Origin of the sequence: Knoellia subterranea KCTC 19937, assembly GCF_000768685.1 — a bacterium.
Classification (GTDB): Bacteria; Actinomycetota; Actinomycetes; order Actinomycetales; family Dermatophilaceae; genus Knoellia; species Knoellia subterranea.
Genome location: NZ_AVPK01000007.1, coordinates 80,317 through 92,069, shown reverse-complemented (window position 1 = coordinate 92,069; position 11,753 = coordinate 80,317). Strand labels below are relative to the sequence as shown.

At 70.2% G+C, this 11,753-nt stretch carries 10 protein-coding genes; 4 read left to right on the top strand and 6 right to left on the bottom strand.

Translation table 11 applies throughout. The features are described from left to right. The 3 genes from N803_RS12485 to N803_RS12475 are packed head-to-tail and all read right to left on the bottom strand — an operon-like array spanning position 1 to position 4,353. Entirely contained in the window at positions 1-1,980 is a 1,980-nt protein-coding gene (locus tag N803_RS12485; RefSeq protein ID WP_035905853.1) for a glycosyltransferase family 4 protein, read from the bottom strand. Continuing rightward, positions 1,973-3,094: a glycosyltransferase family 2 protein gene (locus N803_RS12480; RefSeq protein WP_035905851.1), complete on the bottom strand. Its 1,122-nt coding sequence runs from the start codon at positions 3,092-3,094 to the stop codon at positions 1,973-1,975. The genes N803_RS12485 and N803_RS12480 overlap by 8 nt, the downstream gene beginning before the upstream one ends. A gap of 11 nt (positions 3,095-3,105) precedes the next feature. Then, complete coding sequence (locus tag N803_RS12475; RefSeq protein ID WP_245617236.1) at positions 3,106-4,353, bottom strand: MFS transporter; 1,248 nt, start codon at positions 4,351-4,353, stop codon at positions 3,106-3,108. A 77-nt stretch (positions 4,354-4,430) separates the two neighbouring features. Here N803_RS12475 and N803_RS12470 point away from each other — a divergent pair, with 77 nt between their 5' ends. Next, on the top strand, positions 4,431-5,081 hold the full coding sequence (locus N803_RS12470; RefSeq protein WP_035906002.1) for a trimeric intracellular cation channel family protein: 651 nt from the start codon (positions 4,431-4,433) through the stop codon (positions 5,079-5,081). Positions 5,082-5,124: 43 nt separating this feature from the next. Next, positions 5,125-6,849: a hypothetical protein gene (locus tag N803_RS12465; protein WP_156969777.1), complete on the top strand. Its 1,725-nt coding sequence runs from the start codon at positions 5,125-5,127 to the stop codon at positions 6,847-6,849. A gap of 51 nt (positions 6,850-6,900) precedes the next feature. Here the strand turns inward: N803_RS12465 and N803_RS12460 are convergent, their stop codons facing one another. The 3 genes from N803_RS12460 to N803_RS12450 all read right to left on the bottom strand — a co-directional run bounded on the left by N803_RS12460 (position 6,901) and on the right by N803_RS12450 (position 10,174). Next, entirely contained in the window at positions 6,901-8,283 is a 1,383-nt protein-coding gene (locus N803_RS12460; RefSeq protein WP_035905848.1) for a hypothetical protein, read from the bottom strand. After that, the gene (locus N803_RS12455) at positions 8,280-8,795 is read right to left on the bottom strand and encodes a SigE family RNA polymerase sigma factor (protein ID WP_035905846.1); all 516 of its coding nucleotides are present in this window, start codon (positions 8,793-8,795) and stop codon (positions 8,280-8,282) included. Before N803_RS12455 ends, N803_RS12460 begins: the two co-directional genes overlap by 4 nt. 188 nt (positions 8,796-8,983) lie before the next feature. Next, complete coding sequence (locus N803_RS12450; RefSeq protein ID WP_035905844.1) at positions 8,984-10,174, bottom strand: RimK family alpha-L-glutamate ligase; 1,191 nt, start codon at positions 10,172-10,174, stop codon at positions 8,984-8,986. A 25-nt stretch (positions 10,175-10,199) separates the two neighbouring features. Between N803_RS12450 and N803_RS12445 the strand changes: the two genes are divergently transcribed. Together N803_RS12445 and N803_RS12440 are read left to right on the top strand one after the other, a co-directional pair. Further along, positions 10,200-10,679 (top strand): ATP-dependent zinc protease family protein, encoded by a 480-nt coding sequence (locus tag N803_RS12445; RefSeq protein ID WP_084764468.1) that lies wholly within the window; start codon positions 10,200-10,202, stop codon positions 10,677-10,679. Continuing rightward, positions 10,676-11,743, top strand: a complete 1,068-nt coding sequence (locus N803_RS12440) for a succinylglutamate desuccinylase/aspartoacylase family protein (protein ID WP_052112245.1) — start codon at positions 10,676-10,678, stop codon at positions 11,741-11,743. The genes N803_RS12445 and N803_RS12440 overlap by 4 nt, the downstream gene beginning before the upstream one ends. The last annotated feature ends 10 nt before the right edge of the window (positions 11,744-11,753 follow it).

Here is an 11,753-nt window from a genome sequence, read left to right as displayed (position 1 = left end):
TCACCGACGCCGGAACGTCAGTCGAAGGATCCCGTATGCCGGCGGCGCACCTTCGTGACGTCCGCGCGGTTGCGCGTCGCGAGCCTCGCGAGCGTCGCGCTCCTCACGGGCCTCGCGCAGGGCCCGGGCCGAGGCGGAGGCATCACGGAGCTGCTCGCCGATGTCACCGTCGACATCACCGACGAGGACGAGGCCGAGGTCGTCGGCCCGCGCGAGGACCCCACGGAGATCGGCCGGGCTGACCGCCCACTCGGGGTCGTCCTCGCCGACGGGCAGGGTGAGGATGAGCAAGCCACCGGACTTCAGCGCCCAGGAGGCCTGTCCGACAGCGTGATCCACGTCGTCGGCACCGCAGCCTCCCGGGTGCAGGCGCACGATGACGTCGAGGCTGGCCGTGTCGACGTCGAGCACCTCGACGGAGGTGCGCCGGCCCGTGAGTTCGAGTTCGACGGGCTCGAAACCGACCGCCCGCGCCCACCGCGAGAAGGGGCTCCGGGTGCCGGACTCGTCGACGATGACCGCTCGACGTCGGCCGTCGTCGCGGATGCGCAGGATCGCCGCCAGGGCACCGAGCGCGGCCCACGCGGCGACGGCGTCCGAAGCCCGGGGCAGACCGAGGTCCCGGCCCAGCGCCTGGGCATCGAGGGCGTCGTTGTCGAGCGCCAACAGGTCGGAAGCCCGAACCCACTCTGGGAAGTCGGTCGGCCGCAGCGGCAGGTCCTTGCGGCGCCGGAGTCGGGCCGCCGTGACGAGGTCCTTCGCCCGCTGGAGCGGCGTGTCGGCCGGGACCTCGGCGGGCTGGGCGTCGTCGACGAGCGCATCGGACTCGGCACTGGCCAACGCCTCGATCCCGCCGACGTAGTGCGCCCACGGCCCGGACAGGTCAGGTGGGCGGACCGCGGCACGCAGCTGGCCGGCATACGGGCGGTCGGCAAGGCGACGCAACGCGGAGACGAGGGCGGCGCGGTCGTTCGGGGGCACGAGGAGGCCATCGATGCCGTGGCGGACCTGGGACCCGAAGGTGCCGACGTGCGTGGCGAGCACGGGCAGTCCGTGGCGGCGGGCTAGCAGGACGTTCTGCGATGCCGTCGCGTGGCGATAGGTCAGGGTGAGGACGTCGTGTCGGGCCATGAGCGCCGCGATGCGGTCGGCCGGGACGTAGCCGCTGTGGACCTCGACGCGGTCGGCGAGTCGAGGGTCGGCCGCGAGTTCCTTGACGCGCCGACCACTGTCTCCCCACATCTCCCCCGCGATGGTGAGGCGCAGGTCCGGGACGTCGAGCATCGCGTCGAGAAGCAGGTCGACGCCCTTGTAGTCGCGCACGATTCCGAGGGCGAGCAGCCGCGTCGGACCGGTCGACTCGACGTGCTCGACGGGTGGACCTCCGGGCAGGTGCGGCGGCAGGTCGAACTCTCGGACGTGCGCGGCACCGAGCTCCGTGGCGAGCTTGGCCTGCGAATCCGAGTGCACGACAACGGAATCCACACGTCGGAAGAGGGCATCCATGAACTGGCGGTCACCCGGACGGGCCTCGTGCGGCAGGACGTTGTGGGCGATGACGATCGACCGCGGCCCCAGCCCCGACGAGGACGTGCGACCGACCCCGGCGGCGCGCAGCACCGCAAGGTTGGACGGCACACCGGGAGGGATGACGTGGACGACGATGATCGCGTCCATGTCGCGCAGCCTCCGGCCTGTCCGCACCCACGTGTCGGGACGGGCCCAGGACAGGGCGCGGATCGTCCGCGGGAACGGGTCGACGTCGGGCGCGCCGCCGGGGACGGCCTGCTCGCCCGGATAGAGCAGCGACGGGTACAGATGGCTCCACGACACGAGGGTGACGTCGTGACCGGCCTCGGCGAGTTCGTGGCACAGCTCGGTCGTGTGCGACGCGACGCCACCCTTGTAGGGGTGGGTCGGGCCGACGACGGCCAGCCGGAGCGCAGCAGATCCCGCGCCCGTGGAACCGTTGTCAGACACCGTCTCTGGACCTCACGACGAGGTCGGAGAGGAGGGCGAGGGAGCCGATCATGAGCCCACTGACGACGAGCAGCACGGTCGATGCCGGGAAGTAGAACGGGTGCCGCACCATGTCGACGACGCCCTTGATGAAGCCGATGAAGATGAGCCACAGCGCCGGGGGCATGAGGACCTTGAGCGGGTCGAAGTACATGACCATCCGCAGCACCTGGAGGATGTAGCGGTAGGCGTCGTTGACGAAGTGGAACTTGCTCACGCCGGCGCGCTTGGCATAGCTCGTCTCGACGTACTTGATGTCGTGCTGGTTGCTCAGGAAGGCGATGGTGATCGTCGTGACGCAGGAGAACCCGGCCGGCAGGAGCCGCAGGTACGGCAGCGACACCTCGCGCCGGAACGCCCGCAGGCCGCTGTTGAGGTCGGGGATCTTCGTCTTGGTGAGCCACTCGGCGACCTTGCGGATGAACCACTTCGCGGGGACGCGGGCCCACTTGTGCGTGCCCTCCTCGGTCGTGCGGGCGCCGACGACCTGGTCATAGCTCGCGTCGTCGCGCAGGATCCGGACGAGCTCGGGGATGCGCTCGTTCTCGTAGGTCATGTCCGCGTCGGTCCACACGACGATCTCGCCGTGGGCCTGCTGCGTACCGATGCGTCGAGCCGTGCCCGAGCCGCCGTTGCGCCGGAACGGCATGATCCGCAGGTTCGCGAAGTCACGCCCCGCCTGCTCGAGGACCTCGAGGGTGTTGTCCGTGCTCGCGTCGTCGATGCAGAGCAGCTCGTAGGTGAACTCGCTCGCGTTCATCGTCGCCGTGATGCGGTCGATCTCCTTGAGGACGTGCGCGCCCTCGTTGTAGCAGGGCAGCACGATCGTCACGTAGGGACGCGGCGAGCCGTCCTCGAGAGTCGCGGGGCGCGGGTCCCGTTGCGTCGTGGCCTGGAACCGCGTGTCGAATGCCGGCCGCGCCGGGACCGTGCCCGACTCACCCGGGTCGTCGCTCCCGCCGGCCAACTCGCCCGTGCGGACGGCGATGCGCTCGGTGGGCGGCGCGGGGCTGGGGGCCGCCGGGGAGGCGGGGCTGGTGGTCGGGATGACCTCGGTCTCCGGGTGCTCGTTCATCGCTGCCGAGACTACCCGGCGGTGACGCGTTCTCCGGAGGTCGGCAGAACCTTGGGCAGGGTGAGCACGAACGCCGCCCCGACGATGGCCACGGCGCCGAGAACGGCCCAGATCGTGTAGGTGCCGTGGGCCAGCAGCCACGTGTAGGCGACCGGTGTCACGGTGCCGCCGATCGCCCACACGAGCTGGACGAGCCCGAGGTAGCGACCCCGCAGGTGATCGGGTGCCGCCTCGGCCGCCGTCGCACTGAAGACGGGACCACCGGCAAGCTCACCGCTCGTATAGATCACAGCCCCGACGAGCATGGCGGCGACCGCGAGCCACACCGGCAGCAGCCCCGCGAGGACGAAGGTGAGGTAGCCGACGATGAAGAAGACCTGCGCGAGCGCCATCATCCGTGCCCGGACGCGGCCGGTCATCCACCGCACCATGAGGCCCTGTCCCAGACCGACCATGACCGTGTTGAGCGTGAAGATCGCCCCGACGAGCCAACCCGGGAGCGCAAGCGTCTCCGCGGCATACACGGGCAGTGCAAAGTTGAGCACCATGATGCCGAGCACGAAACCGAGCTGACCGAGGACGAGGCGGAGGTACGCGCGGTCTCTCAGGACGACTCCCCACCCGCCCGTGGGCGGCGCGGCCTCACCGTCACCATCGGTCGCCGAGGGCGCGACGACGGAGCGGTGGTCAGGGACGTCAAGCAGCAGGACGAAAGCGATGACGAACGTCGCGGCATTCGCAATGACGACCGCCTTGAATGCGGCGACCGTGTCGACCTGCAGCGCGATTCCCGCGAGGACACCGCCGGCCGCGTAGCCGAGGTTGCGCAGTGCCTGGAGGAAGCCGAACCACAGCTCGCGCTCCCCCGGCTTGGTGATCGCGGTGACGACGTTGCCGAACGATCCCCAGAACGCCTGTCGCCCGAGGTTGAGCAGGACCGTCGCGAGGGCAACCGGCCAGAGCGCCTCGACCCAGAGGTAGGCGAGCATGCCGACGGCCTGCACGATGTTGCCGACGAGCATCATCCGGCGCCCACCGAACCGGTCGACGAGCGTGCCGATGACGAACGCCGCCGGCATCGTCAGGAGCGCGGACAGGCTGAGGGCCGAACCGATCTGGACGAGCGTCAGGTCGGTGACCTTGAGGAAGTAGAGCAGCGTGATCGGCATGAACAGCCCGCTGCCCACCGTGTCCGCGACGATCGCCGAGACGAACCGGCGATGCTCCCCCACCCGTGGAAATCCCAGTCGCTGCAGCACGACGCGAATCCTGCCCCACACCGCCGACACCCCACGACCCAGTTTTCGGTATGCCGTCCGCGCACTACCCTGCTCGCGTGAACACCCTCGCCATCCCGCTCGGGCTCGATGCCGTGGCGGTCGGGTTCGGCGGGTTGGCCGGAGCCCTGGCAGCGCGGCGCCGCGGCTTCGACATCGTGGGCGTGCTGTTCCTGGCCGTCATCGGCGGACTCGGCGGCGCGCTCCTGCGCGACCTGCTCCTCCAGGTGCCGGTGCGCGCGCTCACGTCGCCCTGGCTGCTCCCGTCGGCGTTCATCGGAGGTGCCCTCGTCGCGCCCCTGCTCAAGGTCGTCGGGCCGATGCGGTTCCGGCGCGACGCCGCGTTCACGCTGCTCGACGCCATCTCGCTGGCGATGTACTCGACCCTCGGCACCGATCGAGCGATGACCGCTGGTCTGCCACCGATCTCGTGCCTCTTCGTGGGCACGGTCGCAGGCGTCGGTGGAGCCCTCATCCGTGACGTCCTCATCAACGAGCAGCCCGAGCACTTCAAGCCGGGGTCGTTCTATGTCCTCGCCGCAATCCCGGGCTGCATCGCCTACTTCGTGCTCCGGACCCTCGAGTTGCCCGTGCTTGTCTCTGCACTCATCTCGATCTCGGTCGTGATCGCCATTCGCATGTCGTCCTGGTCCCTCGACTGGCAGACCGGGCGTCGCCCCTCGCGGCCCTCTCGATCCGCCCGACCCTGACGAGCGTCCCAAGGCTGAGGCCGCCAGGGCCTACAGTCGAGAGGTGGGGACACGGGACCACGTCGGCAGGGGGCCGCGCAGACCTTGGCTGATCCCTGCCCTCCTCACGGCCGCCGGAGCAGTCCTGCTGATGGGTGTCGCTGCGTCCGTGAGCCTCAACGGTGACATCGCCTATGTCCTGGGTGGCCTCATCACCGGGCATGGTGCCGGCTTCGACGCGGTCGACCTCTTCCTCGCCCGTCCCGTGGTTCACCGGGTCTATCTCGACGGCATCCTGTCGATCGTCCGGGTGACCGGCCTCGATCCAGCGGGCACGGCGGGGATGGCCGTGGTCCGCGCCTGCGGGTGGCTGACAGCGACGGCGTCCGCAACGGTGCTGTGGCACGGTCTGCGCCGCCACGTGCCCGGCCGGATTGCCGCGGCCACCTCGATCGCGGTCGGGCTGGCCCTCGTGGCATCGCCGAACTGGTACGTCCTCCAGCCCGACTGGCTCGGCGCTGTCCTCGCTGTCGCCGGACTCGGAGCCGCCCTGTGGGGGTCACGGTCGATCAGCCCGCTCGTCGCGGGCCTCCTCTTCTCCTTCGCCATCGGGGCCAAGATTGCCGCGCTCCCCTGGGTCCTCCTCGCGCTGCTCGTCGTCGCGCTGTTCTCGTGGCGACGTGCCGCGGCCGCAGCCGGAGCGACGGCCGTGGTCGCCGCCGTGCTCGTCGTCCTCCAGCGCCGCGAGTTGCCGTGGGAGATCCAGTGGCTCGCCGACCAGGTCACCCTCGTCCACAACTCGCCGCTCTCGAGGGGCTTCTCCGTCCACGGTGTCCTGCGCGGCGTCCGCGACAGCCTCGACATCGGGGCGGTCAACCCGGTCATCTGGGCTGCCGTCCCCGCCGCGCTCCTGATCGTCGTGCGACGTCCCACCTTGAGGACCCGAGTCGTCGCCGCTGCGATCGCTGCTCTGGCCGTGGCCCTCTCGGTCGCCTCGGGTTATGGCCAGGGGGAGCACTTCGCCTACCACTGGGTGGGTATGCCGGTCCTCGCCGCAGGTGCGCTTGCCTGGGCCATCGCCCAGGACCGTCGTGGGCGCTTGCCCCTGCTCGTCGGCGCCGGTGCGACGACGGCGCTGGCCATCGTCGTGTGCGCCCGCCCCGCCGCGTGGCGCGCCGACCACCTCGAGTCCACGACGGTGCTCTTCGGCGTGATCGCTATCGCGGTCAGCGCCGCGGCCCTCGTGGGCCACAGACAAACTCCGCCGATCGCGCCCGGTGATGCCCCGCCCCCGAGCAGCCTGTGGCCCATCGCCCTGACGATCCTGCTCCTCGCGCCGCTCCTGCCCAGCAGCCCCGGGAGCTTCGAGATGTACAACGCCGGTGGCCATGTCGGCACACCGCTGTCGAAGCACAACGCCGAACTCGAGTCCATGCGTCTCGCCCGCGCGCAGTTGCCGGCCGACGTACCCGTTCTCTATCTCACCTACGGCGCGACCAACTTCGTCGTGGAGAACCCGGCGACGTGCCGCTACCCGTCACCGCAGTGGTTGCAGCGCGCGACCTACGAGATCGGACCGGAGGTCATGCGGATGGACAGTTACCGCGACAACCTCTCCTGCCTCACGCCGACCCCACCGGCGTTCGTCGTGTGGGACACCACGTGGTTCGCCCGCGACCGGATGCCGCAGGCCGTGGGCGCCTACGTCGACGCGTCCTTCGACTGCTCGCCGCAGACCCGGACGACCATCCTCCAGCGGCAGGTCTGGGTCTGCCCCCGACGCGCCTGACCCTGCCCGACCTGCACCGACCGACCGGCGCCGAGCTACCGGCATCGGGCGTCAGAAGAGTCGGCCGATGATCATCGGGCGGCGTCGCAGCGGTTGCCGCCAGGACCCCTTCCGTCGCCGGATCCACCACCCCAGGCCGAGGACGACGAGCAAACCCGTGAGCAGGGGCAGCCCCCACGCCGACAGCCGCTCCTTCCACATCAGTCCCCGATCCGTGACGGGCGTGCCACGCAGCTCGTTGCCGGCGAACGCGACACAGGGTTCGTCGTAGCGGGACGACACCGAGACCACCTCGAAATTCCCGAAGCGGTCGCGCACGAACCCGGCGACGTCACCGTCGGTAAGCACCGGAAGGCCATTGCGCCACACCGGACGGCACCCCCAGCCGTCCCACCCGACGAAGCTTCCTTCTGACCAATCCGCTGGACTGACCGATCCGTCGGTCAGCGGCATACCCAACTGGTCCCCCGTGCGCGGGTCGAACATCATCGCGACGGTCTGGTTCAGTTCCTGCGTCTCCAGGTCCGTCGCAGAGGCGGTCAGCAACAGACGCTGCCCGTCGGGCGACATCAGCGCCCGCACAGTCGACGCGTCGTCCGTGTCCAGCCACGACACGATCGCGCCGTTGGCCTGCCACGACGGATCGCCGATGGTCCACGTCCGAACCTCGAGCCGCGACGTCCCGGGACCGAGGTCGAGGAGTGCGAGGAGGGTGTCGTCGTCGAGCCACCCGGCGAAGATCGGGGAGACGCCGTCCTCGACGAGCGGCACCGCGCCGACTGTGCCATCAGTGCCGATGAGCACCCCTGCCGAGGTCGGCGTCCCCTGGTTGAACCCACCCACAAAGACCCGCCGCGAGTCCGGCGACCACCACCCCGGCTCCGGCGGCATGGGCCACTGCCGCTCCACCCAACTCTGCTCAGCGGGCGCGAGCAGTGGGCGCCCGTCCACGAGGTCGGTGACGATGGTCCCGAACGCGAGCCAGCGACCGTCCGGTGACAACGACCAGGCGTCGGGCGCGAAGCCCTCACCCATCGACGCGAGGTGAAGGCGGGTCACCTGACCGCGCGGCGAGACGGCATACGGGGCAGCCGCCCCACTGGCAGCGGGGACGATGGCTGCGGTGACGCCCGGCGTGTCCGCGACATCGAGGAAGGGCGGCTTGGCGATGTTCTCCGGATACGACGTCAACTGCTGCGAGACCTGATCATCGAGCCGCTCCGCGGGCACGGCGGCCCGAGGCGGGCCGGCGGGCCACAACACCATGGCCACCAGAGCGATGAGGCACGCGACCACGCCCACCGGCACGGCGCGCGAGGTCAGGCGTCGACGGCGTCCTGCCGACCAGAGGTCGTCGCCGTTCGGAGCCACCGCGCCCCGGTCGGCGTCCGCGACGAGGTCCCGCAGCGCGGTCGACAGTTGGTCCGTGCTCATCGCACCGTCTCCTTGCGTCCGAACGTCTCCGCGAGTTCGGGTGCCAGCACCCTCAGGCGATCGAGCGCGTGCCTCGTCTGCGACTTGACCGTGTTCACGGAGCAGCCGAGGACCTGGGCCGTCTGGACCTCGGTCCGGTCCTCATAGAAGCGCGCGACGAGGACCGCGCGCTGTCGTGGCGTCAGCCTCCGCAGGGCCGCGGCCAGGGTCAGCCGGGTGTCCACCACCCCCGCCACATCGGTCCCGTCGACGAGGTCGCCGCCACCCTCCGCGGGATCCGGCTGGTGCCGACGCCACCGCCACGCATCGACCGATCGCGTGTAGAGGATGCGTCGGACGTAGGCGTCGGCCGTCGCGGGATCCACCCGGCTCCACCGTTGGGCGGCCCGGATCAGCGTCTCCTGGACGAGATCCTCGGCAGAGTGCCGGTCGCCCGTGAGCAGCGTGGCGGTGCGCAGCAGCGGTGCCCAGCGCTCACGCACATAGTCGTCGAAGGCCTCGCGGTCGGCCACTGCCCACCCCCTCACACGTCGACGTCGTCGCACCCCTTAAGTGGATGCCTCACAAAGGGATACGGACGATCATGGCCCGACGGGTGGAGGGTTGGGCCAAGAACTCTGGCGCGAGACGACCACATCTGGGCGACGACCACCTCGAACTCGTCGTCTCGGCCACACCTGGTCGTCTCGACGACAGGAGCTCAGGCGTCGTGGATCGGCTCCTTCGGGAGGCGACGGACCTTGGCCCGGCGGCGACGGCGCTCGGGGATCATCGAGCGCATCTCCTCGAGCTTGCCGAAGCAGAGCAGCCGGTCGTTCGGCTCGAGGGCCGTGCGGCGACGGGGGTTCGGGATGACCGTCGTGCCCCGGTGCAGAGTCAGCACTGTGATGTCGCGGTCCTCGAGCCCGGACTCGGCGATGGTCTTGCCGACGAGGTCCGCACTGCCATGGACGACGAGCTCGGCCACGCCGTATCCCGTTGAGACAGTGAGGCGCTGACGCACATCGATCTCGGGGAAGGCGACCTGGTTGCTGATGTAGTCGATGATCGCGCCGGCGACGTCGAGCTTCGTTGCGGCCTCGATGCCCTGCAGGCCGGGTGAGGAGTTGACTTCCATGACCTGCGGCCCGTCATTGCCCTCGAGCATGTCGACACCGGCTACGCGCAGACCCATGATCTGCGCCGACCGCACCGCCGCCTGCTCGAACTCGGGCTCCAGCGTCACGGCCTCGACCGACCCGCCGCGGTGGACGTTGGACCGGAACTCGTCACCCTGCGCGCGGCGGCGCATCGCAGCGACGACCCGGTCCCCGACGACGAGCGCCCGGATGTCGCGCCCGCGGCTCTCCTTGACGAAGCTCTGGATGAGGACGTTCTGGCTCGTGCTCTGGAGCGTCTCGATGATCGCCTCGGCGACCTTGTTGTCGGGCGCGAGGATGACCCCGATCCCCTGGGTGCCCTCGAGCAACTTGATGACGACGGGAGCGCCGCCCACGCGTTCGATGGCGGCGGGCACATCGGCGCGGTTGCGCACGAAGGTCGTGGCCGGCATACCGATCTGGTGGCGGGACAGGATCTGGGTGGCACGCAGCTTGTCGCGCGAGTTCGAGATGCCGTTGGCGGTGTTGGGCGTGTAGACGTCCATCTGCTCGAACTGGCGCACCACGGCCGTGCCGAAATAGGTGATCGAGTTGCCGATCCGCGGCAGGATCGCGTCGTAGTCCGACAGCGGACGTCCGCGGAACTGCAGGTCCGGCTCCGGCCCGGACAGGTCGATCGCGAAGCGCAGGGTGTTGAGCACCTTGACGTCGTGTCCGCGGTCGAGGGCGGCCGTGCGCAGTCGCTGGGTCGAATAGGCCCGGGGCGCGCGGGAGAGAATCGCAAGCTTCATGTGGGGTACCTGAGAGGATGGTCGGGTGTCCGGAGCAACCCATCAAACCATCCACGTCGGGTGGCGTGAGTGGGTGCGTATGCCGTCCGCGAAGGTTCCGTGGATCAAGGCCAAGGTCGACACGGGGGCGAGGACTTCGTCGCTGCACGCCTTCGACGTCGACCGCTTCGAGCGCGATGGTGAGCGCTGGGTTCGCTTCTCCATCCACCCGTGGCAGGGCAGCCACGAGGACGCCGTCGTCGTCGAACGACCCATCGCCGACGAGCGCGTCGTCCGCTCGTCCAACGGCCTCTCCGAGGACCGCATCGTCGTCATGCTCGACCTCGTCCTGGGCCGGCGCGAGGTGACGGCCGAGGTGACGCTGAGCAACCGCGACGAGATGGGGTTCCGGATGCTCATCGGACGTGAGGCGCTCGAGCAGGGCTTCCTCGTCGACCCGTCGCAGTCCTACCTCGGCGGCCGGCCGAAGCTCGCGTTACGCCGTCGCAACCGGGGCCGCGCGTGAGCGCCACGACCCCGCGCACCCCCCGACCGTCGTTCGCGATCGGCACGGTCAAGGTCCGCCCCGGCCACACCCGCGAGATCGGGCTGCCCATCACCAAGCTCGTCACCGGCTCCGAGATCAGCCTGCCGGTGCGCGTCATTCACGGCCGCCACGACGGCCCCGTCGTCTGGGTCAACGCGGCCATCCACGGCGACGAGGTCGTCGGCGTCGAGGTCATCCGCCGGGTGCTGTCACGGCTGTCGGCCAAGACGTTCCGCGGCACGCTGCTCGCCGTCCCGATCGTCAACGTGCACGGGTTCATGGCGGGCGACCGCTACCTGCCCGACCGGCGTGACCTCAACCGGTCGTTCCCCGGGTCGGCGCGCGGTTCGCTCGCCGGTCGCATCGCGCACCTGATGATGCGCGAGGTCATCGACAAGTGCGAGGTCGGCATCGACCTCCACACCGGCTCGGACCGTCGCACCAATCTCCCCCAGATCCGCGCCGACCTCGACGACCCCCGCACGCGCGCGCTCGCCGAGGCGTTCGGGGCGCCGGTCATCGTCCACGCCAAGCTGCGCGACGGGTCGCTCCGGGCGGCCGCGCGCGAACGCGGAGCGACGGTCCTGCTGTTCGAGTCCGGCGAGGCGATGCGCTTCGATGCGTGGGCGATCGAGGCCGGTGTCGCGGGCGTCCTGCGCGTCCTTGCGGCCCTCGACATGGTCGACGCCGACACGCTCAACAACGACGCCCTGGCCACGCCCCCGCCGGTCCTCGTGAGCCGCCGCACCGGCTGGGTCCGTGCTCGCCGCACCGGCATCGTCAACCTCGACGCGACCCTCGGACAGCGGGTCGAGGTCGGTGACCGGCTCGGCGGGCTGAGCAATTCGTTCGGCAAGACGCTGCGCCTCGTCAAGGCCGACCGTTCGGGCGTCGTCATCGGCCGCACGACGGCGCCCCTCGTCAACCGAGGGGACGCCCTCGTCCACATCGCCGAGATCGAGGGAGCCGAGCCACCCGGCATACCGGATCATCCCCAGGCGGCCGAAGCGTTCGATGCGCTCGACGAGATCTCGGTCCTCTAGACCCACACCC

Bases quoted from the DNA above. Each gene is read 5' to 3' on its own strand.
- N803_RS12450 (WP_035905844.1), bottom strand. From the start codon at position 10,174: ATGAAGCTTGCGATTCTCTCCCGCGCGCCCCGGGCCTATTCGACCCAG.
- N803_RS12460 (WP_035905848.1), bottom strand. From the start codon at position 8,283: ATGAGCACGGACCAACTGTCGACCGCGCTGCGGGACCTCGTCGCGGAC.
- N803_RS12480 (WP_035905851.1), bottom strand. From the start codon at position 3,094: ATGAACGAGCACCCGGAGACCGAGGTCATCCCGACCACCAGCCCCGCC.